This window comes from Rhizobium sp. N122, from assembly GCF_002211295.1.
Taxonomy (GTDB): Bacteria; Pseudomonadota; Alphaproteobacteria; order Rhizobiales; family Rhizobiaceae; genus Rhizobium.
This window is the reverse complement of the sequence record NZ_LOKU01000046.1, coordinates 1-26,476: the sequence shown is the minus strand read 5'-3', so window position 1 is coordinate 26,476 and position 26,476 is coordinate 1. Positions and strand designations below refer to the sequence as shown.

23 protein-coding genes and 1 pseudogene are annotated in these 26,476 nt (G+C 62.1%); 14 read left to right on the top strand and 10 right to left on the bottom strand.

Annotation, left to right across the window (positions count from 1 at the left end):
* The 3 genes from ATY75_RS26340 to ATY75_RS26330 all read left to right on the top strand — a co-directional run.
* On the top strand, positions 1-2,456 hold a 2,456-nt coding region (locus ATY75_RS26340; RefSeq protein WP_143535347.1), incomplete at its 5' end, for a cadherin-like domain-containing protein.
* Between the two features lie 133 nt (positions 2,457-2,589).
* Positions 2,590-4,341 (top strand): type I secretion system permease/ATPase, encoded by a 1,752-nt coding sequence (locus ATY75_RS26335; protein ID WP_088939828.1) that lies wholly within the window; start codon positions 2,590-2,592, stop codon positions 4,339-4,341.
* A 14-nt stretch (positions 4,342-4,355) separates the two neighbouring features.
* Positions 4,356-5,669 carry an HlyD family type I secretion periplasmic adaptor subunit gene (locus ATY75_RS26330; protein ID WP_088939827.1) on the top strand — a complete coding sequence of 438 codons (1,314 nt, stop codon included), beginning with the start codon at positions 4,356-4,358 and terminating at the stop codon, positions 5,667-5,669.
* A gap of 33 nt (positions 5,670-5,702) precedes the next feature.
* On the opposite strand, the gene ATY75_RS35600 is transcribed toward ATY75_RS26330, so the two are convergent.
* Together ATY75_RS35600 and ATY75_RS26320 are read right to left on the bottom strand one after the other, a co-directional pair.
* Positions 5,703-5,921, bottom strand: a complete 219-nt coding sequence (locus tag ATY75_RS35600) for a DUF2231 domain-containing protein (RefSeq protein WP_348627418.1) — start codon at positions 5,919-5,921, stop codon at positions 5,703-5,705.
* Positions 5,922-6,312: 391 nt separating this feature from the next.
* Entirely contained in the window at positions 6,313-6,801 is a 489-nt protein-coding gene (locus tag ATY75_RS26320; RefSeq protein ID WP_088939826.1) for a RidA family protein, read from the bottom strand.
* 186 nt (positions 6,802-6,987) lie between these two features.
* Here ATY75_RS26320 and ATY75_RS26315 point away from each other — a divergent pair, with 186 nt between their 5' ends.
* Positions 6,988-7,680, top strand: coding sequence for a TetR/AcrR family transcriptional regulator C-terminal domain-containing protein (locus tag ATY75_RS26315; RefSeq protein WP_088939825.1), 693 nt, complete (start codon positions 6,988-6,990; stop codon positions 7,678-7,680).
* A gap of 44 nt (positions 7,681-7,724) precedes the next feature.
* On the opposite strand, the gene ATY75_RS26310 is transcribed toward ATY75_RS26315, so the two are convergent.
* Positions 7,725-9,107 (bottom strand): tetratricopeptide repeat protein, encoded by a 1,383-nt coding sequence (locus ATY75_RS26310; protein ID WP_088939824.1) that lies wholly within the window; start codon positions 9,105-9,107, stop codon positions 7,725-7,727.
* A gap of 80 nt (positions 9,108-9,187) precedes the next feature.
* Between ATY75_RS26310 and ATY75_RS26305 the strand changes: the two genes are divergently transcribed.
* The 5 genes from ATY75_RS26305 (at position 9,188) to ATY75_RS26285 (ending at position 16,530) form a co-directional block, all read left to right on the top strand.
* The gene (locus ATY75_RS26305) at positions 9,188-9,463 is read left to right on the top strand and encodes a DUF4242 domain-containing protein (protein WP_088939832.1); all 276 of its coding nucleotides are present in this window, start codon (positions 9,188-9,190) and stop codon (positions 9,461-9,463) included.
* A gap of 578 nt (positions 9,464-10,041) precedes the next feature.
* Positions 10,042-11,964 carry an adenylate/guanylate cyclase domain-containing protein gene (locus tag ATY75_RS26300; protein WP_088939823.1) on the top strand — a complete coding sequence of 641 codons (1,923 nt, stop codon included), beginning with the start codon at positions 10,042-10,044 and terminating at the stop codon, positions 11,962-11,964.
* A 718-nt stretch (positions 11,965-12,682) separates the two neighbouring features.
* Positions 12,683-13,180, top strand: coding sequence for a DinB family protein (locus ATY75_RS26295; RefSeq protein ID WP_088939822.1), 498 nt, complete (start codon positions 12,683-12,685; stop codon positions 13,178-13,180).
* 395 nt (positions 13,181-13,575) lie between these two features.
* Positions 13,576-15,366: an ABC transporter ATP-binding protein gene (locus ATY75_RS26290; RefSeq protein WP_088939821.1), complete on the top strand. Its 1,791-nt coding sequence runs from the start codon at positions 13,576-13,578 to the stop codon at positions 15,364-15,366.
* Between the two features lie 426 nt (positions 15,367-15,792).
* Complete coding sequence (locus ATY75_RS26285) at positions 15,793-16,530, top strand: NYN domain-containing protein (RefSeq protein ID WP_088939820.1); 738 nt, start codon at positions 15,793-15,795, stop codon at positions 16,528-16,530.
* 405 nt (positions 16,531-16,935) lie between these two features.
* Here ATY75_RS26285 and ATY75_RS26280 read toward each other — a convergent pair whose 3' ends face one another.
* The 3 genes from ATY75_RS26280 to ATY75_RS26270 all read right to left on the bottom strand — a co-directional run bounded on the left by ATY75_RS26280 (position 16,936) and on the right by ATY75_RS26270 (position 18,815).
* Positions 16,936-17,466, bottom strand: coding sequence for a dihydrofolate reductase family protein (locus tag ATY75_RS26280; protein WP_088939819.1), 531 nt, complete (start codon positions 17,464-17,466; stop codon positions 16,936-16,938).
* A gap of 326 nt (positions 17,467-17,792) precedes the next feature.
* A complete protein-coding gene (locus tag ATY75_RS26275) occupies positions 17,793-18,326 on the bottom strand; it encodes a DUF488 domain-containing protein (RefSeq protein WP_245317636.1) in 534 nt (177 codons plus the stop codon).
* 27 nt (positions 18,327-18,353) lie between these two features.
* Positions 18,354-18,815, bottom strand: coding sequence for a DUF2231 domain-containing protein (locus ATY75_RS26270; RefSeq protein ID WP_088939818.1), 462 nt, complete (start codon positions 18,813-18,815; stop codon positions 18,354-18,356).
* 310 nt (positions 18,816-19,125) lie between these two features.
* On the opposite strand from ATY75_RS26270, the gene ATY75_RS26265 reads away from it, so the two are divergent.
* Positions 19,126-19,431 (top strand): hypothetical protein, encoded by a 306-nt coding sequence (locus ATY75_RS26265; protein WP_049735308.1) that lies wholly within the window; start codon positions 19,126-19,128, stop codon positions 19,429-19,431.
* 530 nt (positions 19,432-19,961) lie between these two features.
* Here ATY75_RS26265 and ATY75_RS26255 read toward each other — a convergent pair.
* On the bottom strand, positions 19,962-20,414 hold the full coding sequence (locus tag ATY75_RS26255) for a hypothetical protein (protein WP_143535345.1): 453 nt from the start codon (positions 20,412-20,414) through the stop codon (positions 19,962-19,964).
* A gap of 193 nt (positions 20,415-20,607) precedes the next feature.
* On the opposite strand from ATY75_RS26255, the gene ATY75_RS26250 reads away from it, so the two are divergent.
* Both ATY75_RS26250 and ATY75_RS26245 read left to right on the top strand, forming a co-directional pair.
* The gene (locus ATY75_RS26250; protein ID WP_088939830.1) at positions 20,608-21,285 is read left to right on the top strand and encodes a winged helix-turn-helix domain-containing protein; all 678 of its coding nucleotides are present in this window, start codon (positions 20,608-20,610) and stop codon (positions 21,283-21,285) included.
* An 89-nt stretch (positions 21,286-21,374) separates the two neighbouring features.
* On the top strand, positions 21,375-22,802 hold the full coding sequence (locus tag ATY75_RS26245) for a HAMP domain-containing sensor histidine kinase (RefSeq protein ID WP_190241430.1): 1,428 nt from the start codon (positions 21,375-21,377) through the stop codon (positions 22,800-22,802).
* On the opposite strand, the pseudogene ATY75_RS26240 reads toward ATY75_RS26245, so the two are convergent.
* A pseudogene (locus ATY75_RS26240) lies at positions 22,718-23,628 on the bottom strand (glycosyltransferase family 25 protein). The gene ATY75_RS26245 and the pseudogene ATY75_RS26240 overlap by 85 nt on opposite strands.
* A 171-nt stretch (positions 23,629-23,799) precedes the next feature.
* On the opposite strand from ATY75_RS26240, the gene ATY75_RS26235 reads away from it, so the two are divergent.
* Both ATY75_RS26235 and ATY75_RS26230 read left to right on the top strand, forming a co-directional pair.
* Positions 23,800-24,273 carry a nucleoside deaminase gene (locus ATY75_RS26235; protein WP_088939815.1) on the top strand — a complete coding sequence of 158 codons (474 nt, stop codon included), beginning with the start codon at positions 23,800-23,802 and terminating at the stop codon, positions 24,271-24,273.
* Between the two features lie 417 nt (positions 24,274-24,690).
* Positions 24,691-25,386 carry a class I SAM-dependent methyltransferase gene (locus ATY75_RS26230; protein WP_088939814.1) on the top strand — a complete coding sequence of 232 codons (696 nt, stop codon included), beginning with the start codon at positions 24,691-24,693 and terminating at the stop codon, positions 25,384-25,386.
* A 43-nt stretch (positions 25,387-25,429) separates the two neighbouring features.
* Here ATY75_RS26230 and ATY75_RS26225 read toward each other — a convergent pair whose 3' ends face one another.
* A complete protein-coding gene (locus ATY75_RS26225) occupies positions 25,430-25,876 on the bottom strand; it encodes a hypothetical protein (protein ID WP_143535343.1) in 447 nt (148 codons plus the stop codon).
* A 340-nt stretch (positions 25,877-26,216) separates the two neighbouring features.
* Positions 26,217-26,476 (bottom strand): hypothetical protein (locus ATY75_RS34915; RefSeq protein ID WP_210199560.1); only part of this gene is annotated, 260 nt, incomplete at its 5' end.

Genomic DNA, 26,476 nt, shown 5'->3' with positions numbered 1-26,476 from the left:
ATGGCGGCAGTCTGCCGGCCACCCAGAGCTTCACGCTAGCGGCGGTCAACGACGCACCGGTCCTCAGCGGCAGTGCGGCGACACTGGCCGCCGGCAGCGAGGACACGTCCTACACGATCAGCGCCGCTGATCTGCTGGCCGGCTTCACCGATGTCGACGGCGACCAGCTGTCGGTCTCAGGCCTCAGCGCCAACCATGGCGCCCTGGTCAACAACAATGACGGCAGCTGGACCTTCACCCCGGATGCCAACTACAACGGCCCGGTCAGCCTCAGCTACACCGTCATCGACGGAAACGGCGGCAGTCTGCCGGCAAGCCAGAGCTTTGCGCTGAATGCGGTCAACGACGCGCCCGTCCTCAGCGGCAATGCGGCGACGCTGGCGGCGGGCAGCGAGGACACGCCCTACACGATCAGCGCCGCCGAACTGCTGGCCGGCTTCAGCGATGTCGACGGCGATCAGCTGTCGGTCTCAGGCCTGACCGCCAACCACGGCGCCCTGGTCAACAACAATGACGGCACCTGGACCTTCAGCCCTGATGCCAACTACAACGGCCCGGTCAGTCTCAGCTATACCGTCACCGACGGCCATGGCGGCAGTGTGCCGGCAACCCAGAGCTTCACGCTTGATGCGGTCAACGACGCACCCATCCTCAGCGGCAGTGCGGCGACACTGGCGGCCGGCAGCGAGGACACGCCCTACACGGTCAGCGCCGCTGATCTGCTGGCCGGCTTTACCGATGTCGACGGCGACCAGCTGTCGGTCTCAGGCCTCACCGCCAATCATGGCGGCCTGGTCAACAACAATGACGGCACCTGGACCTTCACGCCCGATGCCAACTACAACGGCCCGGTCAGCCTCAGCTACACCGTCGCCGATGGCCATGGCGGCAGTCTGCCGGCCACCCAGAGCTTCACGCTTGATGCGGTCAACGACGCCCCCGTCCTCAGCGGCAATGCGGCGACGCTGGCGGCCGGCAGCGAGGACACGCCCTACACGATCAGCGCCGCTGACCTGCTGGCCGGCTTTACCGATGTCGACGGCGATCCGCTGTCGGTCGCCGGCCTGACCGCCAACCACGGCGCCCTGGTCAACAACAATAACGGCAGCTGGACCTTCAGCCCTGATGCCAACTACAACGGCCCGGTCAGCCTCAGCTACACCGTCACCGACGGTCATGGCGGCAGTGTGCCGGCGACGCAGAGCTTCACGCTAGCGGCGGTCAACGATGCACCGGTCCTCAGCGGCAATGCGGCGACGCTGGCGGCCGGCAGCGAGGACACGCCCTACACGGTCAGCGCCGCTGATCTGCTGGCCGGCTTCACCGATGTCGACGGCGACCAGCTGTCGGTCTCAGGCCTCAGCGCCAACCATGGCGCCCTGGTCAACAACAATGACGGCAGCTGGACCTTTACGCCGGATGCCAACTACAACGGCCCGGTCAGTCTCAGCTATACCGTCACCGACGGCCATGGCGGCAGTGTGCCGGCAAGCCAGAGCTTCACGCTTGATGCGGTCAACGACGCCCCGACGGCGGTTGTGTTGTCGAACACGGTCACGTCGACGCCCGAAAATGGGGGCGTGATCAAAGTGGCCGATATCGCGGTCACGGATGTCGATTCCGGAAACAACGTGCTGTCGCTGTCTGGAAGTGACGTCGCGTCATTCACGATCCTGAACGGCGCGCTGTACTTCAACGGTGGCGCGAACTTCGAAGCGAAGGCCGGCTACGACGTGACCGTGAACGTCAATGATGCAACGGTCGGCGGCACGCCGGATGCCTCGCACAACTTCCATCTCGGCATCATCGACGTGCTCGAAAGCGACAGCGATACGAGCAATGACCACGATACGGACACAGCGACCGCGACAACGACAAATTGGGGCGAAACCAACGGTGTCGATATCAAGGTCGGAAATGCGGCCGACAATACCATCAGCGGCGGCAACTCTGGTGATACGCTTTATGGCCAGGCAGGTAACGACACGCTGAATGGAAACAACGGGGCCGATGCGCTCTACGGCCAGGCGGGCAACGACATACTGATCGGAAGCCAAGGCCTGGACACGTTGTACGGGGGCTCCGGCAACGACACGCTCAATGGCAGCGCCGAGCAGGATGACCTTTGGGGTGGCTCCGGCAATGACACATTTGTGTTTACCTTGGCGGGGGACAGCACGTCCGGCGCCCCGGACACGATCCATGACTTCCACCATGGGTTTGACAAGATCGATGTGAGCGGGCTCGACGCGTATACGCTCAACCCCAACACCCCAGGCGATCAAGCCTTCGCCTGGAGTGGAACGACGGCCACGACCCACAGTGCCTGGTACACCGAAAGCGGCGGCAACACGATCCTTCACTTCGATACCAACGGAGACACGAATACCGACGAAACGACGATCGTCTTGACAGGCACAAATCTGGGCCTGACGAGTTCGGATTTCCTCCTCTGATCAAAATGGCGGCCCGCTTTCCCGCCATGTCGCCACCGCGGCGGTTCGCGGTGGCGGGCCACAGCCGATCTTTTCGATCGGCAGGACGGAAGCACGGGAAAAGCCGCCTGAGGTACTGTGAAAGAGAAGTATCATGTTTGCTTTCCTGAACCTGGGTGTTTTCGGCAGTCTTGTTGCCGCGAGCTTCGTTATCAACTTGCTGGCGCTGACCGCGCCGCTGTTCATGCTGCAGATCTACGACCGGGTTCTGGCGAGCGGAAGCGTGCCGACGCTGGTCGGCCTCGGTGTTCTCGCGCTCTGGCTTTACGGTTTTCAGGCGGCGCTCGACATCCTTCGCTCGCGCATTCTGCTGCGCATCGGCGAGCGCTTCGACCGGCAACTTTCGGACCGGGTGCATGCGGCGGTGACGCGCCTGCCGCTCATCGCCCGTATGCCCGGCGACGGTCTGCAGCCGCTGCGCGATCTCGATAATGTGCGAGGCTTCCTGTCGGGCGCCGGCCCGACGGCGCTCTTCGACCTTCCGTGGATCCCGCTCTATCTCGGCATCTGCTTCATCTTCCATTTCTGGCTCGGCATCACGGCGCTTGCCGGGGCGATTGTGCTGGTGTCGCTGACGCTGCTGACGAACATCCTTTCGCAGAAGGCAATCAGGGAGGCGACGGCCCACAACATGGCCCGCAACGGGCTCATGGAAGCCGCTCGCCGCAATGCTGAGGTCGTCCGTGCGATGGGTCTTTCGCGCCGGATCGGCGCGCGTTGGCAGAAAGCCAATTCCGACTATCTCAAGGCGAACCGCCGGGCGGGCGATGTCACGGGCGGCCTTGGCGGCCTTGCCAAGGCGCTGCGCGCCATCCTGCAATCGACGATGCTCGGCGTCGGCGCATGGCTGGTCATCAATCAAGTCGCGACGCCCGGCGTGATGACCGCCGCTTCGATCATGATGGGCCGTGCGCTTGCGCCGGTCGATCTCGCCATCGCCAACTGGAAGCCCTTCCTTATGGCGCGGCAGAGCTGGGCCCGGCTACAGGACATGCTGAAGAAGGTGCCGGAACAACGGTCGGCCTTGCCGCTGCCGAAGCCGGTGCGGGAACTGCGCGCCGAAGAGCTCACCATCGTTCCTCCCGGCGAACGCAAGCCGAATGTCGGCGGCGTCGGCTTTGTCATGGAGCGCGGAACCGCACTCGGCATCATCGGGCCGTCCGGCTCGGGCAAGTCGAGCCTCGCAAGGGTGCTGGTCGGGGCATGGGCGCCGGCGGCCGGCAATGTCCGCCTGGACGGGGCCAGCCTCGACCATTGGGACAACGAGGCGCTTGGCCGCCATATCGGCTATCTGCCGCAGGGCGTGGAACTGTTCGACGGCACCATCGCCGAGAACATCGCCCGATTCGAGGATGATCCCGATCCGCAGGCGATCGTGGCAGCGGCGAAAGCGGCGGGCGCGCACGAATTGATCCTTTCCTTCGGGAAGGGCTATGAGACTTCAATCGGCGAAGGCGGCTCGGCGCTGTCGGCCGGTCAGCGCCAGCGTATCGGCATCGCCCGCGCGCTTTATGGCGATCCCTTCCTCGTGGTGATGGACGAGCCGAACGCCAACCTCGACGCCGAGGGCGAGGCAGCCGTGGTCAGGGCCCTCGTCTCGGTTCGCGAGCGCGGCGGCATCGCGATCGTCGTCGCGCACCGGCCGAGCGCGATCAGCGTCGTCGACAAGGTGCTGATGATGGAGGGTGGCCGCCAGCGCGCCTTCGGTCCGAAAGACGAGGTGCTGTCAAAGGTTCTGCAGGTGGCTCCTGCTCCGGGCTCCGCGGTAAGGAGCCGTGCAGAGGCAGGAAACAGGCTCCAGACGAATACGGCGCGCAGACAGCTTGGAACGCTTGAAACAAAATGACGATGGAGTGATCCATGACCGGGATTGACAGGGACGGCGGCCTTTCCGCTTCCATTCGCCGGCACTTGCTCGGCACCCTCGTGATGTGTGGCGGCCTTGTCGTCGGCGTTGGCGGCTGGGCATCGACGACGAACCTCGCCGGAGCCGTGGTGGCGCCCGGGAGCTTCGTGGTCGACTCCTATGTGAAGAAGGTTCAGCATCCGACCGGCGGCGTGGTCGGCGAAATCCTGGTTCACGAGGGCTCGGAGGTGAAGGCCGGCGACGTGGTGCTCAGGCTCGACGCCACGGCGACGCGCGCCAATCTGGCGATCGTCACGCGACGGCTGGATGAATTCCAGGCGCGCTTCGCGCGGCTCGAGGCCGAACGCGACGACCTGCCGGCGATCATGTTCCCTGACAGCCTGCTGACCCGGCGCGACGATCCCGAAATCGCCGCGATCCTGCGCGGAGAGGAACGGCTCTTTACCATCCGCCGCGAGGCGCTGCGAAGCAAGACAGCGCAACTGCGCGAACGCATTCTTCAGTACCAGCACGAGATCGAGGGCGTGAAGGCGCAGGAGATCGCCTATACCGAGGGCATCGAGGTGCTCGACAAGGAAATCGCCTCCCTCACCTCCCTGCGGGTGCAGGGTGCGGTGTCGGACCAGCGGCTCAACGGCCTCAAGACCCAGCGCGCCACCTTCGGCGGAGACCGCGGCGAGCAGATCGCCGCTCAGGCGCAGGCTGCCGGCCGCATCACCGAGACGAACCTCCAGATTCTCCAGGTCGATCAGGATCTGAAGGCCGAGGTCGGACGGGAACTGCGCGATACGCAGGCGCAGATCGGCGAGTATGTCGAGCGCAGGATTGCCGCCGAGGACGAGCTGAAGCGCACCGACATCGTCGCTCCGCAGTCCGGCATCGTCCATTCGCTCCAAGCGCATACGATCGGCGGCGTCCTGACGCCCGCCGATCCGATCATGCTGGTCGTGCCGGAAAATGACAAGCTGGCACTGGAGGTGCGGATCGCGCCGAAGGACATCGATCAACTCCAGATCGGCCAGAGGGCGGTGCTGCGCATGTCGGCCTTCAACCAGCGCACCACGCCGGAGCTGAATGGCCATGTCAGCCTCATCGCTGCCGACCTCACCACCGACCAGCGCACCGGGCTTTCCTACTACCTCGTGCGCCTAACCGTGCCGCTTGAAGAACTGAAGAAGCTGGATGGCCTGACGGTGCTGCCGGGCATGCCGGCCGAGGCCTTCATCCGGACCAGCGAACGTACCGCGCTGTCCTATTTGATCAAACCGCTCACAGACCAGATCAACCGAGCCTTCCGGGATGAATAGGGCGTAAGGCGCATCTGTTACGGAGAGCAGTTTCTACTTGCCGACTTCCCGGCAGGACAAAGGCGAGATGGGAAAACTGGCGGCGCCATGGCGATGGCGCAGGATCGAGCCCCCGGCACTGACGCCGACGCGGTGGCGGTAGACCATTTCCCAGCCTTTCCAGCCGTTGAACAAAAGAAGCGCAACGGCGCGCAAAGATAGAACCAGCCCGGTCGGGACGATAAATCGGGGCCTTGTACGTCCGGGCGCCAAAGGCTGAATGCTTCAGAACGAGCACGATGTTGCCGATCATGTGGAGCCACGCATCCCGCAAGGCGCGGATGCGGCTGCTCCCCAAAGAGTCGGTCAGTCCAGGCGAGCGCCGCCAGTGCCGCCATCACGAGGCCGTCTTCGAGCATCCAGTTCGACGCGGCCGACGAAGAAGGCGACCGGGAACGGGATCAACATCGGATGGATTGGGTGGCCGAAGGCGGATTGACGGACGGCGCTTCCGCCGCCCGCTATTCCAGCCACCGCTAGAACAGGATGATTTTAGGCCCGGTTGGCCTAAAATCTGAATCCTGTTCTAAATTAAAGAGTTAGAGCATGATGTCGTCCGAAAACCGCTCACACTTTTCGGCATCATGCTCTAGTCCAGCCATCCTTATTCCAATATGACCACGGCTTCGACCTCGAAGAGCATGGGGTCGATCGCCAGCTTGGGAACGGGAATCAAGGTCTGCGCCGGCAGGGCTGCGCCGAACATTTCCTTGACGTTCTCTGTCAGCACCTGAAGCTTGGACATATCGTGATCGACCACGAAGACCGTCAGCTTGGCGACCTGATCGGGCCTGGCGCCAAGCGCATCGAGGGCGCTGCGCAGATTGGCGTAGGCCTGTTTCACCTGAACGGCGAAGTCGGGCGACAGGGCGCCGGTGCTGTCCTGGCCGCCCTGCCCGGAAATATAGGCCAGCCGGCCTTCCCTCGGCACGATCACCGCCGTGCTGTAGCCGTTCGGCGAGGGATCGTAGAGGTTTTTCGGATTGACGATGGTCAGCTTGAGATTGGCCTCGCTGGCGGCGGTTTTCGCAGGAATTCCAATGGTCATGAAGATGAGCCCTCCGATGAGCAGATGCGTGATTGCGTGTGACATGATTTCTCTTGAGCGTTGGGGACTGCGGGCAACCTTCCCCGCGGCCGGCAGGATTGAGCGTACGATCTATGTGACTCGTACATCGTACGATTAACTTGCATCGTACATTGTACGAGTCAATCCGTCAGCATCGACATTCATCGCTTTGTCGGATTAAATCGACAATCTGATCAGCAGGGAAAACGGATGGCAGCCAAACGCAGCGGCGCGGCGGATAAACCGCCTCAACGGAAAGCTCCGTCGTCCAAGCCGGAGCCGCGCAGTGAACAGCCCCTCTCGCCGGAACGGATCGTGGCGACCGCCATCGAGCTGCTGGATGCCGAGGGGCTCGACGGATTGAAGATGCGCCGCCTCGCCGATCGCCTCGGCGCCGGCGCGATGAGCCTTTATTGGCACGTCGGCAACAAGGAGGAAGTCTTCGACCTGGCGCTCGATTCGGTGCTGGCCTATCGCGGCCCGGCACCGGGGGCGGCCTCTGGGGACTGGCGCGGGGACGTCGTTCATCTGCTCAAAGACTGGCGCGCCGCCATGCTGCGCCATCCCTGGTCGGCATCGCTCCTGCCGCGCCGGGCGCTCGGCCCGAACATCCTTGCGCGCCTGGAACGGCTGAGCAGCACGCTGTCGAGAGCCGGTGTGGCCGACGCCGATCTGAACGTCGCGATCTGGTCGCTCTGGAACTACGTGATCGGCGCCACCACCACCCGGGCGAGCTTCGAGCTCTCGGACGAGGACAGAGCCGCCGCGCAGCAGCGCCTGACGGCTCTCAGCCAACACTACCCCACCATCGAACGCTCCCGGCTGCTGCTCGACAATGACTGGGACGGCGCCTTCAGCAAGGGCCTCGACTTCCTGCTCGATGGCCTCGTTCCCGAACAATGAATTTTTGCCACCTGCTGCGCGGGCCCAAAGCGGGTCGCACCCGCTCAACCTGAAGAGAGTTCGTTTGCTTTTCGGGCATAGTGACCGGCCTGCTCCTCCTCGCCCATCGCGGCCAGCAGAAGGGATAGATTCCGATATGTCTGCGGCTCAACGGGACGCAACCTGATAGCGGTGAGATAATGCGACTTTGCGTCCGATAGAGCGCCTTTCTCGTGAAGAAGCACTGCCAGATTGTTGTGGGCTTCCGCGTATGCCGGCGACGACTTCAGGGCGGCGCGATAATGTAATTCTGCCGCCTCGACGTCTCGCCCTTCAAGAAGCATGGCATAGTTGTAGTGCGCTTCGGCGTAATCGGATCTCAACTGCAGCGCGTGCCTGTAGTGCGATTCAGCCTCTTCCGCATCGCCGTGTTTCTCAAGGAAGACGCCGAAATTGCTGTGAGCCTCGGCAAAGCCCGGCCGAAGCCGTAGCGTCTCCTGGAAGTGATGATAGGCTTCGAACCGATCTCCCCATCGGTCGAAAAGACCAGCGAGACGCAGAAGGGCATCCACGTAGTCTGGCCGGCACTTCAGAGCCTGCCGATAATGCGCCGCCGCTTCATCGGGGCGGTCGGTCTCCTCGAGAAGTATCGCCAGATTGTAGTGCGCTTCCGGATAGTGCGGCCAAAGACGAACGGCATCCAGATAGCGGGCTTCGGCAGCAGCTCTGTCACCAGCGGCTTTCAAGATGACACCGAGATTGTTGTGCGCTTCCGGATAATCCGCACGAAGCTCCAATGCTTTTTCGTAGCAACGCAGTTCCTCGGCCAATTCGCGCCCATCGGTGCCGGCGATCCCGGCCCCTTTCAAGAACCAGTCCTCGGCTGTCATCCGCTCTTCGGATCGTGCAGCAAGTGCCGTGTGGTCGACTGAAACGATCCGATAGAGATGCCGCCTCGGCAGGTAATCGCCCTTGAGTTCGAAGACGTCGACCTCGTGGAAGAGATAGACCGGCGAATCGATGAGGTCGAGTACGGTCTGCGTGACAAAGAGGGTGTCCGGCTCGGCACATGATTCAACCCGCTTCGCAATATTCAAGGCACGGCCGATCCAGGCGTCGTCGTCGTGCATTCGGGAGCACTCACCGAAGTGGCAACCCACGCGGATTGGAAGGTCGTGCGCCTGGCTGGAGGTCAAGTGACGCCGCCGTTGCTTCCAATAAGCGATCAGCTTCAACGAGAAATGGACGGCTACATCAGCAGATTCGAATAGATAAAGATGCCCGTCGCCTGTAAAGTTCTCGTGCCGTCGTCCGTATTGGCTGGCAAGCATCTGAGACAGGTATCGATATTCCGCAATTGCGCTGGTGATCGTGTCGCGCGAAACCTTGTTCCAAACCGCTGAGTGTCGGACGAGGTCTGTGAATACGGCGGCAAAGTAGATGTCCATTCGCAACGGCCGGAAGTTCAAAGCGATCGTGCAACATGTTGAAACGCTTGCTGTCGTCGCTCAATCCAAGGACAACCATCATGCCACAGTACATGGTCGAAAGACACCTGCCGGGAATCACGCCCGAACAGCTCAGCGCGGCGGCGTCCCGCGCCAAGAACGTCACCGCGGAGATGACCAGCCAGGGGAAACCGGTGCGCTATCTCCGCTCGACATTCGTACCGTCCGAGGAACGATCATTCTGTCTGTTCGACGCCTCGTCGGAGCAAGATGTGAAAGAGGCAAACGAACGCGCGGAGATCCCATTGTTGAGGATTACCGAGGTTAAGCACATTTCTGCCGACGACGTGACTTAGCGCGTTCACCGCCGGCGGCAGAACGTCTGGCGATACCGCACCCGCGACCTCCGTCGTCCAAGGCCTTGAGCCTGGGATCCATGGTTCCGCTGGCGGGGCCGGCGTGGATCCTCGGGTCAAGCCCGAGGAGGACGGAGGGTGGGGTGCGCCTTGTGGCAAATTCAGCGACGGATGGCGGCAGGGCAAAGTGTCATCGCTCCTTCGAGCCCCTCTCCTTCCCCGCCGTACTGTCAAGCGCGCCGGCAGCGGATTTGGCGAAAACAGGCCCCCACCTCCGTCATTCCAGGCCTTGAGCCTGGAATCCATGGCCCTGCTGGTGGCGACGGCGTGGATCCTCGGGTCAAGCTCGAGGAGGATGGAGGGTGGGGTGAGCTCAGTGGCAAACTCAGCGACGTTCGTCGCTCAGCCTCCATTGGCCCCCGGCATCGCGCATCAGCCAAATTCCCAGGGCGGGAGCGCTGATATCACCAGCTTGTGCAAGCCTTCAAAAAGCGGTTAGCTGGCATCGTTGCTCGCGCATGCCGGACAGAGCTTGCGCTATATATGCTGAGACGTGTTCGCATTTCGGGGGAAATCGCGTGCGCTGGTCCAAACCGCTCAGACTGCATCTCGGCGTCCTGGTCGTCGCGTCGCTGCTGTGCACATCGGCGCCGATCATCTGGATGGCGTTCAGCCGCGGAAGCGATGCTGCGGTCAGTGCCGGCGCCCAGCAGATGCGCGCCATGAGCTTGCGGCTGATCGAGGGATACCGCAATACGCTGCAAAGCGGCACCGAGGCCGTGGCGCTGGCATCCACCCTGCCGCAGCTGGTGTCCCCGCCGCCTCGAGACATCAAGGCAAAACAGCAGTTCCTTCAGGAGGTTCTGCGAAACGTCCCCAACGCCACCAGCGTTTACGCCGGCTATCCCGACGGCTCCTACCTGCAGGTGATCAACACGGCCCGGCGCGACGTTCGCCAGACGCTTGCCGCACCCGATGATGCGGCCTTCGCGATCAGAATGATCGCACGTGGAAACGCGGCCGACATCATCTCGACGCTGGCCTTTCTCGACAAGGATGCAGGGGTGATCGCGGAGCGGAATGTCGAGGATACATCCTTCGATCCGCGGCAGCGCCCCTGGTATCAAGCCGTCATTCAAGACGGCGTGCCGGTGTCCGTCGGACCCTATATCACCGGAACGCTGCATGTTCCGACGCTGACGATCGCCGCCCCGATGCGGGACGACGGAAAGGTGGTGCTCGGCATCAACATTCACCTGCAGACCGTCAGCCGGCTGCTCGACGCAGGGGAGATTTCGCCGCGGGCGCGGGCCTACATCATCGATGCCGGCGGCAACCTCGTCGCCCATTCCGACCCTGATATCATGAGCAGGATCATCGGCTTGTGGTCGAGAACATCAGGCGCCTTCGGCGCGACGGCGAACCGTTTCGACCCGAGCCTCGAAACCGTGGCGCGACTGAGACAGGATCCGGCCTTTGCCGGCGGCGGCCTGGCGCGGGTCGATTTCGATGGCGAAACCCATCTGGTGCAGATCGCCCCGGTCAGCGTCTCCGGCCTGTTCGAAGGAAGCGTGGCCGCCATCGTCGTGCCGCTGGCGGATCTGGTGGTCGAGGCCAATCGGCTGCTCCGGCGCAATCTGTTCATGGCCGGCGCTTTCCTGCTCGCCGGCGTCGCCGCCTCGGTGATGCTGTCGCGCATGGTCAGCCGCTCGCTCTATCGGCTGGCGGACGAGGCGCGCCGGATCGGCGATCTGGAGGTCGGCGACAAACCGATGTCCCACTCCTGGATCAGCGAGATCAACACGCTGGCCAGCGCGCTTTCGGCCAGCCGTCATGCCATCGGTCAGTTTGCGCTTTATGTCCCGCGTGAAGTGGTCCGGCAGATCGTCGATCCCGAGACGACGATCGTCGGAGCGAAGCGGCAGGAGGTGACCGTGCTGTTCACCGACATCAAGGACTTCACGACCATCTCCGAACAACATTCGCCCGAGGAGGTGGTCGACACGCTTTCTGCCTATTTCGAACTGCTGAACACCATCGCCGAGCGCAATGGCGGCACGGTCGTGCAATATCTCGGCGATTCCATTTTCGTCATGTGGAACGCCCCGGTCGACGATAGCAGACATGCCGAACACGGCTGTCGCTGTGCGCTCGCCATGAAAGCGGCGGTCGACGGCTTGAACGAAGCCAATCGCAAAAATGGCCGCCCGGAACTGTTGACGCGATTTGGGTTGCACACCGGCCCGGCCGTCGTCGGCAGCTTCGGCGCGATTTCGCGTCAGCAGTACACGGCCATGGGCGATACGATCAATGTCGCGTCGCGGCTCGAAGGCATGAACAAGGAGCTCAACACATCGATCCTGGTCAGCGCCGCCACCCGCAACGCCGTCGCCGACCGCTTCACCTTCCGCCCCTTCGGCCTCGCCCCGGTCAAGGGACGCGCCGAGAAGGTCGATATATGGGAGCTTGTCGGGGAAATCGGCGCCGAGCCGCCAGGATGAGAAGTGCGGAGGAGACGATGCGGTGCCGTGTAATGAGAGCGCAGCAAGATAGACCAAGGCTGACGGCTGAGTTTGGCGAAAACGCACCCTCACTCTCCGTCATCCCAGGCCTTGAGCCTGGGATCCATGGCCCCGCTGGTGGCGGCCGGCGTGGGTCCTCGGGTCAAGCCCGAGGAGGACGGAGGGTGGGGTGAGCTTCTGGGCAGGTATCGCGCAGTATTTCCCAAAGAGGATTTAATTCTGGCGATTAGCGCGCCGTCTCGCAGCTATCGCTGCGTTGCCTGTCAGCATCTTGCCCGTCGATGCCTCATAAATAGGGGCGTCTTCCGCTTGCTTCGTCGGTGCGGAACAACACATCTTGTCAAGCGTGCAGCGTATCAAACCGGTCTGGTCGCGGACACCTTCCGCCAGGCAGCGATCCATATGTCGTTTGACCATTGCCTCCCGCTGTTGAGGGCTGAGTTTCCCGGGGTGTCCGCAGCCTGTGAGAGCAAATGCGATCGGGATTAGAAGTGCCAATTTAAATTTCATGGTCGCCTAATGTCGAAACTATCAGCGCCCTTATAACCAGGGGCGACCCGCTTACAATCAAACGATGTAAATCAAGCTTGACGAACAGTGAAGGTGGCCTAGATCCATTCCATCGGCCTCAGCCCCTTGGGTTTTCTCTGCATCCGCCGATCTCCCCCCACATCGCTAACCATAGGAGTCCGAGACAATGATCTCAGCCGGATATTGCCGCCTCATGGCCCGTTACAACACTTGGCAGAACACCTCTCTGGTCACCGCCGCCGACGGGCTGACGCATGCCGATCGCTGGAAGGATCGGGGCGCGTTCTTCCAATCGATCGCCGCGACGCTCAACCATCTTTACTGGGCCGACGGCCTGATCCTGGAGCGATTGAAGGGCAACCGGCGCCCGGAGGAAACCATCAAGCACTCGCTGACAAGCCCATCGGATTGGGATGAGTTCAAGTCCCGGCGATCGCAACGCAACGCGGAAATCGAGGACTGGGCCGCCGGATTGCGCGATGCGGATCTCGACGGCGTGCTTGTCTGGTATCCCGGCGACGGCGCAACCCGGGTCGAGAGGCCGAAGGCGCAATGTGCGATCGAACTTTTCAACCACCAGACCCACCATCGCGGCCAGGTCCATGCGATGTTGACGGCAGCCGGGGCAAAGCCGGAGCCGACCGATCTTTCGCGTCTGGCTTAGCATATCCGCGATCGGCGCGACGAACCGGGCAAGACGCGCTGGCGCGCAAAGCTGCACGTTCCGGATTGTGTCGTTTTCGCATCACTTTCCGTCAGGTTGCAATTTCCCGGTTGGCAACGGCGATCACCTTCGCTACAAGAGGCTCACCGCGTCAGATCGAACAAAAGGGAGGCGTTGCATGACATCATCAGCAATCACCAAAATCCTCCCGTGCGGAATGTCCCGACACTAGGTCATTTCCATTCGCGGCCCGCCGCAAGCGCGCCCGACATGCGGTTTTCACCTCCTTCATAGCCCGATTGATCTGACGGGATCATTTCGTCTCCCGTTCGGGCTGTGCCATTTAACTCTCGTTTTTGAGGACCGGCTGCCGATATGCGGCCGGGTTGGTTCAAATGACTCGCAAGAAGCTCGATTTCCGCGCCGATGCCTATCGCAACGTGCTCGGCTTTATCTTTCATCATTGGAGCCACCGGCCTGGTTTGGTGGGGCTGATCGTCGTGCTGGTGATCTCGAGCACGCTGGCCGAAGTCATGGTGCCGGTCTTTTCAGGCCAGATCGTCGATGCCATCGCCGGCGGCAATGCGGCCGACAGCGCGCTCCGCGCCTTCGTCATCGTCGTGGCTCTCGGCTTCACCAGCGTGGCGCTGCGCTATTTCATCTTCAACGGCATCATCCGGCTGACGCTGCGCACCATGGCCGATGTCACCAATGGCGGCTTCCACAAGGTGCAGCGCTTCTCCACCGACTGGCATGCCAACAGCTTTGCCGGCTCGACGGTGCGCAAGATCACGCGCGGCATGTGGGCGCTGGATTCGCTCAACGACCTGCTGCTCGTCGCCCTCCTGCCGTCGATCGTCATGCTGGTCGGCGCCAGCATCGTGCTCGGCAGCTATTGGCCGGTGATGGGGCTGATCGTCAGCCTGGGATCGCTGGTCTATATCGGCGTCACCGTGGCGCTTTCCATGGGCTTCGTGTCGCCGGCGGCAAGGCTTGCCAATGCCTGGGATACCAAGCTCGGGGGCGCGCTCGCCGATGCGATCAGCTGCAACTCGGTGGTCAAGGCGTTCGGCGCCGAAAGCCGTGAAGAGACGCGGCTCGGCCGGGTGCTCGGCACCTGGGACAGCCGCACGCGGCGGACATGGAAGCGCGGCACGTTGAGCGGCACGATCCAGGGATTCATGATGGTCTCGATGCAGGCCGGCATTCTGGGAACGGGCCTCATCATGTGGCAGCAGGGGCTGGCGACGCCTGGAGACGTCACCTTCGTGCTGGCGATGTTCTTCGTCCTGCAGGGCTATCTGCGCAATGTCGGCCAAGACATCCGCAACCTGCAGCGTGCCGTCAACGACATGGAAGAGCTGGTGCTGCTCGACAAGATGCCGCTCGGCATCGAAGACCGGCCGGACGCCACAGCGATCGCAATCGGCAGCGGCGAGATCGTCTTCGACCGCATCACCTTCCAATACGGCGCGCATCCCACCCCGCTCTACGAGGATTTCTCGGTCATCATCAAGCCGGGCGAGCGTGTCGGACTTGTGGGGCATTCGGGTTCGGGCAAGACGACCTTCGTCAAGCTCATCCAGCGTCTCTACGACGTCAATTCCGGCGCGATCCGCATCGACGGGCAGGATATCGCCAGGGTCCGGCAATCGAGCCTGCGCAGCCAGATCGCCATCGTCCAGCAGGAGCCGATCCTGTTTCACCGCACGCTGGCCGAGAATATCGCCTATGCCAGGCCGAACGCCTCGCGGCGCGAGATCGAGCAGGCGGCGAAACAGGCGAGCGCCCACGACTTCATCCTGAGCCTTCCCAAGGGCTATGAGACGATGGTGGGAGAACGCGGCGTCAAACTGTCGGGCGGCGAGCGGCAGCGCGTCGCCATCGCCCGCGCCTTCCTCGCCGATGCACCGATCCTGATCCTCGACGAGGCAACATCCAGCCTCGACAGCGAGAGCGAAGTGCAGATCCAGCAGGCGATGGAACGGCTGATGGACGGCCGCACCACACTCGTCATCGCCCACCGGCTGTCGACCGTGCGGGCGCTCGACCGGCTGCTGGTCTTCGACAAGGGCCATATCGTCGAAGAGGGCGACCACCAGGCGCTCATCCGCCGCCACGACGGCATCTACCGCCGGCTGTTCGAGCAGCAGGCGCTGGAGCTGACCAAGGGGCTGGTGGCCTGAACGGAGACGCCAGGGTTTTTGCTCTGGCGTTTTTTTTGTGGGTTTGGCGATAAGTGATCGTCGTTAGCGCCGTGCTCGTGGCCCCCTCATCCGACCCTTCGGGCCACCTTCTCCCCGCTGGGGAGAAGAGGGAGCAAGGCGCGCCGAAACTGCCCAAATGAACCCTTCTGCTCAAAGGCACTACGTCCAATAGGATCGATGGCGCAGCGGCATTCTCCCCTCTTCTCCCCAGCGGGGGTCCGAAGGACGGGTTGAGACCCGTGGCTCAACCCCGGGCGGCGGCCCGCAGGGTCGGATGAGGGGGCCGCACGGTACGCCTTTCATGATCGCCCCTGCTTCCACCGCTATAGACCACGACGAAAACTTCTGGTTGAAATAACGGGCCATCTTGAGTTTGGGACCCATCAATCGCCAGGGAGCTTCGACATGCCTGAACCACGCTCACCCCGTCTTGCGGTTCTTATCGATGCGGACAACGCCTCGGCGAAAATCGCCGATGGTCTGTTCGAGGAAATAGCCAAGATCGGTGAAGCGAGCGTGCGGCGCATCTATGGCGACTTCGCCAGTGCTCGCTCGAAAGCATGGATCGACATCCTCACTAGGCACGCGATAATCCCTCAGCAACAGTTTGCCTACACCCCGGGCAAGAACGCGTCCGACATCACGCTCGTCATCGAAGCGATGGACCTACTGCATAGCGGCCGCTTCGACGGTTTCTGCCTGGTGTCGTCCGATAGCGATTTCACGCGCCTCGCCTCACGCATCCGCGAACAAGGGATCGACGTCTTCGGCTTCGGCGAACGGAAGACACCGGAGAGTTTTCGCCAGGCATGCCGGCGGTTTATCTACACGGAAAATCTAGCTCCTTCGGTGGCATCGAGCGGAGCGAACGCCGTCCAGGCTGCGTCTTCACTGAAGCCGCCGAGCGCCGCAACACCGATCATCAAAAGGATGATCGCGCAGATTGAGACCGAGGATGGATGGGTCCCGCTTGGCGCCGTTGGAAATCAACTTACCAATCTGGCTCCTGACTTCGATCCACGGACTTTCGGGTTCAAGAAATTGATCGATCTGGTGAAGAAGACGAATGCCTTCGAGGTGGATCACGCCGAAGGCCGTCCGCCTCGTATCCGGCTGAAGCCTCCACCAACCAAAAAAGCGTGAAACCGAGCATAAGCAGATGAGATGCGTTGGAAACGGACGTGCGTGAAAAACGAAAAGTGCCATCAAACATTTGCAGTGTTGATGCTTCAGGATAGAGGGATCATCGTTGGCACCGTGCCGCGCGGCCCCCTCATCCGACCCTTCGGGCCACCTTCTCCCCGCTGGGGAGAAGAGGGAGCAAGGCGCGCCGAAACTGCCCAAATGAACCCGCCTGCTCAAAGGCACTTCGTTCAATAGGGTCGACGGCGAAGCGGCATTCTCCCCTCTTCTCCCCAGCGGGGGTCCGAAGGACGGGTTGAGACCCGTGGCTCAACCCCGGGCGGTGGCCCGCAGGGTCGGATGAGGGGGCCGCACGGCACGCCTTTCATGATCGCTCTTCAACTGCTTCCATCGACGTCAGCCCAATCAACCAGGCACATATGTCAACCTCACCGCATCCCGGCCGATCCGATCGCTGGCGACAAGGCGGAGCGGTGGCCTCGGGCCGGTGAAGAACGGTTTGCCGTGGCCGAGCACAACGGGGTGGAAATAGAGCCGATACTCGTCGATCAGGCCAAGCGCGGTCAGGCTTCCGGCAAGCTCCGGCCCGGCGACTTGAATTTCCCCGGCGAGCCCGGCCTTCAGCCCGCGGACCGCCGCCTCGACATCCTCCGAAACAAGCGTGGCATTGGGACCGACCGAGGCCGGCGAGCGCGACACGACCCACTTCGGCTGGCGCCGCCAGGCAAGCGCGAAATCGCCCTGCTCCTGGCTCCATTCGGGATGGTCTTCGTCCCAGTAGCGCATGATCTCGTACATGCGGCGGCCGTAGAGGCTTCCCGTCAGGCCACGCACCTGCTCGATCCAGTGACGAAAGAGGGTCGGATCGGGCGCAAACTCCTGGTGGTCGACATAGCCATCCAGCGACAGGTTCATTCCGAAGACAAGCTTCGCCATGCTGTATCCTCCATCCCGGTTTCGTCAGGATAGCGTAAGCCACTTGTCGATAAGGTGAAAGTCGGTTGGCAAAGCCCAGCCCTTCTGCTCGGGTTCAACGACTGCCGGGCTTGGTCGTTAGGGAGCTATGGTCCTGGTTGCGGAAGACGGGGGGGAACAAACCTCTCCGGCGGAAGTAAGGGGCCGAGCCGCGCAGAGGCAAAGGATTGAAATTTTACCCTCCCAAGCTCCTTCTGCATCTCCGCGGCTCACCGGAACGTCAACGCGGCGGCCGATGAGATTCTTCCCGCTCATCTTTTTCAAGCTGCTAATGATCGTCTGGGAACTCAGGCGGGATACCGCAGACCATCGCGGCCGGACAGTGCGCCTTTGGTCATCTCGGCAGGCGTCACTTCGTTCACTCCCATCAGATGATAGACTTGGCGTCCGGCGGCGATCAGATAGTCGGCGATGATGCGGCGGTGACATCGCCAACAGACAGCTTCGGCGCACATGATGGCTGCCCGCCTTGACGCCGACACCGCGAGGAGCTGGCCGAAGGCTGTCCGAAATTCCGCAGACAATGCGTAATCGGCGTAATTGTGAAAACTGCGATTGTTCCAGAAGCCGTTGACCGCCTCCGGGACCGGCGACTTTTTCCGCAGACCTCCGAGTCCATCAATCCTGATGTAGTCGATCTGGAGAGGCGCAAGGGCGTTCGCCAGCGCTTCGGAATTGAACTGCGGATTGGTCGAGGAACGCGGCACCCGGCGCACGTCGACGACGAGCTCGACGTTGCCCGCGCGCAGAAGTTCGGTAAATTCCGCGATCGTTCGCGTCGAGTGCCCGACGGTAAACACCGGAAGGAAATTGCCGATCACGCCGCTCGCCTGGTTTTGCCGCCTCTCTCACCGCGTCGATTTGCCGGCCTCTTCTCCAACGCCGACGCGGTGGCGATAGACCATTTCCCAGCCTTTCCAGCCATTGAACAGAAGAAGCGCAACCGCAATCAGCGACAGCACCAGACCTGTGGGCACAATGAAATCGGGGCCCTGTTCGATCCGGCGCCAAAGGCTCACGGCTTCAATCAGAACGAGGATAATGTTACCGATCATGTGCAGCCACGCATCCCGCAAGCTGCGGATGCGGCTATCGCCGATGAAATCGGTCAGTCCGGCAAGCGCCGCCAGGGCCGCCATGACGAGGCCCGCCCCCAGCATCCAGTTCGACGCTTCCGGCCAGAATGGATTGTCGGATTGGCTGTGAACGATATCGGTCACCAGCGTTGCGGTGAAGAAGGCGACCGGGAACGGGATCAACATCGGGTGAATCGGATGGCCGGCAATACTCAACGTGCTTTTCGGGTTCATGTGCTCCCTCCGACGTTCACGGCTTGTGCTCCTGTAACAACCGAACGCATCTTCGGTTCCCGCCGCCTCGAAAAATCGTGGAGCGCCAAGCGGTTGCGGGGTCGGCGCACCCCCGCCGCCTTGAAAATCCGCAGCTGCAGAACGCACTGATGAGGAGGGGAGGTGCCGGCTGTGACGCCGACATCGCTTGCCGCAATCAACCACCCGGCGGCTGATGCAGCGATAGCGGACGGTGCTTGCAAAGTTGGGGTTGACCGCTTTCGATGGTGAGGCGACAGTTGCACTTGCGGCAAGGCAGGAGGAAAAAGCGATGGACGAGGCAGACCGCTGGCGCAGCATGGCCAGCGCACCGAAAGACGGCAGTCGGATCCTGGTCACCATCCGCCCGTCCGAACAGGGGCCGGCGGAAGTCGACCTCGCCTATTGGTCGCATGGCGATCAGTTTGGCGCAGAGAGCTGGCGCGCCTCCGATTCCTCGCCCGGGCAGATCATCGAATATGCCGAGCCGGAATTGAAGTGCTGGATGCCGCTGCCCTCGGCCAATCTCACCCGCCTCTCGATGCCCTCCCCCTGGGAAGGCGACGACGCCGAGCAGCTCGACGGATCGGGAATTTAAGGAACCGGGCCGAACAACATGTGTCGATAAGGCCAAGGTTGCTCCCGAGAGGTCGCGTTCCGCCAAGCTGAATCTCGCCGGCAAACCCGGCCTTCAGCCCGCGGATCACACGCCGCCATGCTTGGTTGTTAGGGGTATGGTATTGGTTGCCGAAGATCGGGTTGGCCTGTGGGTCGCCTTCTGCACGGTAGGCGGCGTTTGTGCTTACAGCTGGTATTGGTACATCAGGTCGGTCATTTTCTACCTTAGAAACGGCTTCGATTTTAGCCAGGATTTTGGGCCCAAGCTCCATCGATCTGAGTTTCCAGATCATGATGAGGACTGGGCAACGCCGAAGCAGAAGTTTCTATTCGAATGGCCCTTTTGGGCGCTGACGACGTCGTTCGTCCTGCTCGGCTTAGTCTTGGCTCTTATATGGGAGTTCTCAAGCCTTGTGTCGGTTGCGACCCGTAGGGCTTGGCGAACTGTTCGATGTCAAGAACGGCCGGATATCTGCACCTCGCGCAACACGCCACCATCGGCAGCAAAAATCACGTTTGGAAAAAGCTTATCTGATAATCTTCGAATTCATCTGGGCTCTCCGGCTGAACAAGCTCTACGACGAATGTACGATCAGGAAATAGCCATCCAAGCTTTGCGATGTAGATTTCGCGCAGGCGTTCGCCCAGGATCGCCAGCTTGTCGCCCGCTATATCTGTGCATGCCGAATGCTGAATGTCAGCGATGTGAAAATGATTCATTACCCATTCGATAGACTGGCGCGTTGCCTCAGGATTTCGTTCAAAGGATCGTAAGCCCTCCAAATTGAAACCATCAACGAGAATGTATTTTTCAAACGCGACGAAGCGGGGCCAGAATATCTCTGAATAGCCTACGGCGAGCGAGAAGTTCCCGCTGTTGGCGGTCCAGTCCCGGAGGCTGATCCCTCGATCCTCATTCCAGGCTGCCAGTTCTGATTTCATACTATCTGGAATGGTCGCCAATTGTGCCCTCCCCGTCATGTAAACTTGCCCGAGACGAGAAAAGCCTAACTCGTCGCTTCATTCAAGGAACGGTGGGAAACTCTTGGCGTGCGGTTGCGACGTCACCTCGCGCCCCACCTTACAAATCCGTAAGTTGTCGCCCAACCGCCCGCTCCGCTAGATTGCCCCGGCCATACCAGGAATGATCGGGCTGATGCGGATCCTGCTTATCGAGGACGATCGGAAGACGTCCGATTATATCGCCAAGGGCCTTTCCGAGGCAGGCCATGTCTGTGACGTGATCGGCGATGGGCGCGATGGGTTGTTTCAGGCGCAGCGCGAGGCCTATGACGTCATCGTCGTCGATCGCATGCTGCCGGGGCTCGACGGGCTGGCGATCGTCCGCTCGCTCAGGGCTGCCAAGGTCGGCACATCGGCGCTGTTCCTGACCTCGATCGGCGGCGTCGACGACCGGGTCGAGGGGCTGGAGGCGGGCGGCGACGATTATCTCACCAAGCCCTTCGCCTTCTCCGAGCTTCTCGCCCGCGTCAACGCGCTCGGCCGCCGGCCGCCGGTACAGGAGCAGAAGACGGTGCTGAAGGTTGCCGATCTCGAGCTCGACCTGATCCGCCGCGAAGCCCGCCGCGCCGGCCAGGCGATCGAGCTGCAGCCGCGCGAATTCACCCTGCTCGAAGTGCTGATGCGCGGCGAAGGCCGGGTCATCACCAAGACGATGCTTTTGGAGCGGGTCTGGGATTTCCACTTCGATCCGAAGACCAGCGTCGTCGAGACCCATATCAGCCGCTTGCGGGCGAAGGTCGACAAGCCGTTCCAGGCCCAGCTGCTGCACACGATCCGCAACACCGGCTACAGCCTGCATGCGCCGCGTTAGTGCATGTTCGCCCGGGATAACGACATGCATAAGAACAACGGACGAAAGCGCGTCGCATGAATCAAGTTTGATGCGACGCGCTGTAGAACATGATGACTTTTCCCGACCGCACACGCTTTTCGGCATCCTTCTCCAGCCTGCGCCGGAGCACGCCGTTCCGGCTTGCCGTCACCTTCGGCGTGCTCTTCGTCGTCACCTTCTTTCTGAGCGGTGCGGTCATCTATCACATGCTGGACCGCGGCCTCTCCCGCGATCTCGAACAGTCGCTGACCGAGATGAATTCGCTGATCGTCTCGACTTACGAGCCCGGCGACACCCAGGATCTCGTCAACACGCTGAACAATTATGCGAGCTTCCAGTCGACCTCCGACGGGCTTTATTCGCTGACCGACCATGCCGGCAAAAAACTCGCCGGCAATTTCGCCGCACCGCCCATCCCGAACGGCGTCTATACCGTCCGCTCGCGCGATGTCGGGCTGAAGGGGCATGAGCGCTACCGCATGCAGGTGTCGACGATCGGTCCCTACAGCCTGGTGGTCGGCGAGAACTTCAACGATGTCGACGAGATGCTGCGGATCGTGCTGGTGAGCTTCGAATGGGCGGCGGCGATCGTCGTGGCGACGGCGATCGGCGGCGGCGTGTTTCTGGCGGTTCGCGCCCAGGCGCGGCTGGACAGGGTGGCCCTCACCATGAACGACGTCTCCCATGGCGCGCTCGACGCCCGCATTCCGATCAGCGGCAACGGCGACGATCTCGACACGGTGGCGATCCAGATCAATGCGGCTTTGGTGCGGCTGCAGAGCCTAGTCGAGAGCATGCGGCAGGTGAGCACCGATATCGCCCATGATCTGAAAACCCCGCTCAACCGGCTGCGCCTGACGCTCGATGCCGCGGTGGCGGGCAATGACCGGCAGGCCGATGTCTCCGCCCTTCTCGACGAAGCGAGACACGAGAGCGACCGGATCAACGCCACTTTCGAGGCGCTGCTGCGCATCTCGCAGATCGAGGCCGGCGCCCGTAAGGAACGTTTCCAGGCGACCGATCTCGATGCCGTGCTGGCGGTGATTTCGGAAGTCTACGTCGATGTCGCCGAAGATGCACTGAAATCACTGACGATCGCGGCCCGCACGCCCGCCATCATCCGCGGCGACCGCGATCTGCTGACCCAGCTGATCGCCAACCTGGTGGAGAATGCGATCAACCACTGCCCGGCCGGAACGGTCATCACGGTTTCGCTCCGCTGCGACGAAGGCCGCGCGATCGTCTCGGTCGCCGATACCGGCCCCGGCATTCCCGCCGGCGAAAGGGAGAAGGTCTTCCGGCGGCTCTACCGGCTGGACAAAAGCCGCACGACATCAGGCAGCGGGCTCGGGCTCAGCCTCGTCAAGGCGATCGCCGAGTTGCACGCGGCCGAGATCACCATGGCCGATAATCACCCCGGCCTCATCGTCTCGATCGCCTTTCCGCTGATCCCGGGCGAGCGGTCCCGACCGCTCGTCCCGGCGGAGCGATCCTGATCGCTCAGGCCGGCGGAGCAGTCGCGATCTTCATTCTCAAGGCCGCGAGGCGGCGGAAGCGACGGGAAAAGCGGCGCATCTCAGCCGCGGCGCGATAGGGCAACACGCTCCATGGCCGGCGGCGGCCCAGCCGGTAGGCCGAAAGCCCCGCCTGGATCTGCGAGCAGGCATCCGCCCTTTGGCTGACCGGCAGCGGATCGACGAAACAGGCGCTCAAGCCCTCATCGAATTCCAGATCGAAGGCGAGATCATAGGGCAGCCGCATCGGCAACAGGGCGCCGACAATCCAGCCCGCCGCCTTGCGGTTGATCAGATAGGCGCCGGAGCCCTTCTCGCGGGTAAGCGCAATGGCAAGCGAGCGCGACGCCGTCAGCGGCTCCACCCTGTGCTTGCGCCCGGTGCTGACGGTGGAAAGACGCAGGATGTCCCAGCGCTCCCGGTGCTGCAGGGCGGCCTCGAGCACCTCGGCGAGATCGTCGTCGAAATCGAGGTCGTCTTCCAGAATGAGCGCGAATTCGGCATTGCCGGAAAGGAAGCGCCTGGCACATTCGACGTGGCTTAGAAAACAGCCGATCTCGAAAGGGTTCGGCCGACGGCCATGGCGGCTCAGATAGGCGGCCTCGTCAAAATCCGGATGCGGCAGGCTGAGCGTTGCGCCATCGACCGCCGCCACCCGCTCAAAGGCCAGGCCGATGCCCACCAGCAGGCGCTCCATCCGAAACCGCCGCAAGGGCGCCCGGTCGAGATTAATCAGGTAGGTATCGATCCGCAGGCTGACCGGATGGATCGCCGGCATCAGGGCGGCGGGTGTGGCGCGCATATTCATGAGATCGGGCTTTCGACTTGGCAACGACTGCGCCAAGCCTGCGCCGGAAAACTCACGGGCACTTCGCCGGGGTTATACATTTTCGTAAGGTTCAATCGGATCTGCCGCCCCTTGGAAATGCCTCGGATTCAAGCCAAGATCGTCCCGCTCTAGCTTTTTGGGGAGACTCTGATGGAAGATCATGAGCCGTTTTTGCGCGAGGCGATTGCGCTCTCGAAATCCGCGATGGACCGAGGCGACGAACCATTCGGCTCGGTGCTGGTGAAGGATGGCGAGATCATCCTGCGCGCCGAAAACAGCGTCTTCACCGGCCACGATATGACCAACCACGCCGAGATGAACCTGGTGAAATCAGCGGCGCAGCACTACGACGCCGGTTTTCTCGCCGACTGCACGCTCTATACCAGCACCGAGCCGTGCGCGATGTGCTCCGGGGCGATTTACTGGTCGGGCATCGGGCATATGGTGTTTGCCTGCTCCGAAACCCGGCTTGGCGAGATCGCCGGCATCGGGTTGAACGTGCCGAGCCGGGCGGTGTTGCAGACCGGCGCGCGCGTCGTCACCGTGATTGGCCCGACGAACCTCGAAGACGAAGCTGCCGCAGTGCATCAGGAATTCTGGCCGAAGCATCTCGGCAAGGCTTAGTTTCGGCCGGGAGTTTGGCGCCCCTGATCTCCGTCCTCCCAGGGCTCGAGCCCTGGGATCCATGCCCGCTGCCGAGAGGGTCGTTTGGGAAAGAAATGCTTTCCTCGAACTGGGAGATTGCCGCGCGCCCCTCATCCGGCTGCCGCCACCGACCGGGGTCGAGCCACGGGTCTCGACCCGCCCTTCGGACCCCCGTAAACGGGGCGAAGGGGATATGCCGCAACCTCTCCGTCCCTCACCAGCGTCTCGCAGGGCACGTCCCCTCTCCCCGTTTTACGGGGAGAGGGTTAGGGTGAGGGGCAGCCATGGCTCTGCGGTGGCTTGCATCTACCAGCGATTCTCGCAAAAATGGTACGGCTGCCCCTTATTCAAACACGCATGACCCAACGCAATCGTCCGACACCGGAAAGGCAAACCATGGCCGAGAACGACTATGATGCCTTCGCGGCGGCATACGACGCGGATAATGAGGCCAATGCCTGGAATGCCTATTACGAGCGGCCGGCCATTCTTGCCCTGGTCGGCGCGGTCGCCGGGCTTTCCGTGCTCGATGCCGGATGCGGCGGCGGGGCGCATGCGGCAGCGCTTGTCGAGCGCGGGGCCGTGGTCACCGGGATCGATGCCAGTGCCGGCATGCTGCAGATTGCGCAACGCCGCCTGGAAGGACGCGCGCGCCTGCTGCAGGCGGATCTCGGCGAAACACTGCCCTTCGAGGATCAAGCGTTCGAGCTGATCCTCGCCTCGCTCGTCCTGCATTATCTGCCGGACTGGTCGGTGCCGCTCCGGGAATTCAACCGGCTGCTGCCGAAAGGCGGCCGCCTGGTTTTCTCCACCCACCATCCCTTCATGGATCACCCCTCGAGCGGCCGCGACAATTATTTCGAGACCTACAGCTTCGACGAGACCTGGCAGCGCGGCGGACAGGAGATCGCCATGCGCTTCTGGCACCGGCCGCTGCACGCCATGTTCGACGCCCTCAAGGCGGCCGGATTTCAGATCGATATCGTCAGCGAGCCCCAGCCCTATCCCCGCGCCGCCACGCTGTTTCCGCAGGCCTATCGGAGCTTGACGACCACACCGCGGTTTATGTTCTTTTCGGTGGTGAAAGGATGATGATGTGGGTGACGACGGGTTTTCAAGCGGCTTGCGCCCGCTGCTACGAGCTTTCGGGCTCGACGACGTCCTCATCAAAGCGACCGCGCCTAAGAAAAATATCGGCCGCCTGCTTGGCGATCGGCAGAATGCGCTGCGGCCATCCGGTTGAAATCAGGTCATCGTCGGTCATGAAGCGTGGAGTGGCATCGCAGGCGTCCCGCATTGCCGCAAGAACTCTTTCAGCTGCCTCGGTTTCCTGATCGGTCATCGTAGAGAGGAGCTGAATCGGACCTTCATCGGGGAACCAGTCGAAGAAGTAATTGAAATATTCCGCCCATCCAAGGTCTCTGACGGCTTCGTCGCCCTTTGACAAAACGTCGAAGAGCTCGATGAAGCGATTTCGGATGCGCTGATCCAGGAGACGGGGAGCGATAGCATCGGTCATCCGCTTTTGAAACATATCGGCAGTCGAAGTACAACTGACGCCGATCGTGAGCCGTTGAGACAAGGCGCGGATACCTTTGAGGCCGTCATCACCGGCCGCTGAAAATATCTGGCGACGCGGACGAAGATGGCACGCGACAAATCAAAATTTTCCGGCGGCGCGGGAACAAGAAGCGCCTGAAATCGTAAGTATGATGGGCCGTGCGGAGGTGCGTAACAACACAGCCATGCACTTCGATACTCTGCGCGGCCCGCTCCTGTTACACGCCACAATAGAAGCGTGTCACATTCTTTCAACGGCGCTCCCGCTCCCACCCTCCGTATCCCTAAGCCTTGAGCCAAGGCTGTCCGGGTGGCGCCGGTGGCTGGCCAAGCCCCCTCCCCAACTGCGAGGAAGATTGACCTCACGCGCAAATGTTGCGCTCGATCGGCAAGGTGTTTGTCGAAAACGCGCCCCCAACCTCCGTCATCCCAGGCCTTGAGCCTGGGATCCATGCTCGCAGCTGATGGAGGGCGGCGTGGATCCTCGGGTCAAGCCCCATAGGCGCTAACTTAGTCTTGACGGTGATGATCGAGAGTGATTCATCTTGGTCATGAGCGATTCGTTGCAAGCATTGGATTGGGGTGATCTGGTCGAACGACTTGGCTCGACGGAAGAGTTGGA

Coding starts and splice junctions, on each gene's coding strand:
- ATY75_RS26335 (WP_088939828.1), top strand. CDS start 2,590: ATGTTTGCTTTCCTGAACCTGGGTGTTTTCGGCAGTCTTGTTGCCGCG.
- ATY75_RS26330 (WP_088939827.1), top strand. CDS start 4,356: ATGACCGGGATTGACAGGGACGGCGGCCTTTCCGCTTCCATTCGCCGG.
- ATY75_RS26320 (WP_088939826.1), bottom strand. CDS start 6,801: ATGTCACACGCAATCACGCATCTGCTCATCGGAGGGCTCATCTTCATG.
- ATY75_RS26315 (WP_088939825.1), top strand. CDS start 6,988: ATGGCAGCCAAACGCAGCGGCGCGGCGGATAAACCGCCTCAACGGAAA.
- ATY75_RS26310 (WP_088939824.1), bottom strand. CDS start 9,107: ATGGACATCTACTTTGCCGCCGTATTCACAGACCTCGTCCGACACTCA.
- ATY75_RS26305 (WP_088939832.1), top strand. CDS start 9,188: ATGCCACAGTACATGGTCGAAAGACACCTGCCGGGAATCACGCCCGAA.
- ATY75_RS26295 (WP_088939822.1), top strand. CDS start 12,683: ATGATCTCAGCCGGATATTGCCGCCTCATGGCCCGTTACAACACTTGG.
- ATY75_RS26290 (WP_088939821.1), top strand. CDS start 13,576: ATGACTCGCAAGAAGCTCGATTTCCGCGCCGATGCCTATCGCAACGTG.
- ATY75_RS26285 (WP_088939820.1), top strand. CDS start 15,793: ATGCCTGAACCACGCTCACCCCGTCTTGCGGTTCTTATCGATGCGGAC.
- ATY75_RS26280 (WP_088939819.1), bottom strand. CDS start 17,466: ATGGCGAAGCTTGTCTTCGGAATGAACCTGTCGCTGGATGGCTATGTC.
- ATY75_RS26270 (WP_088939818.1), bottom strand. CDS start 18,815: ATGAACCCGAAAAGCACGTTGAGTATTGCCGGCCATCCGATTCACCCG.
- ATY75_RS26265 (WP_049735308.1), top strand. CDS start 19,126: ATGGACGAGGCAGACCGCTGGCGCAGCATGGCCAGCGCACCGAAAGAC.
- ATY75_RS26250 (WP_088939830.1), top strand. CDS start 20,608: ATGCGGATCCTGCTTATCGAGGACGATCGGAAGACGTCCGATTATATC.
- ATY75_RS26245 (WP_190241430.1), top strand. CDS start 21,375: ATGATGACTTTTCCCGACCGCACACGCTTTTCGGCATCCTTCTCCAGC.
- ATY75_RS26235 (WP_088939815.1), top strand. CDS start 23,800: ATGGAAGATCATGAGCCGTTTTTGCGCGAGGCGATTGCGCTCTCGAAA.
- ATY75_RS26230 (WP_088939814.1), top strand. CDS start 24,691: ATGGCCGAGAACGACTATGATGCCTTCGCGGCGGCATACGACGCGGAT.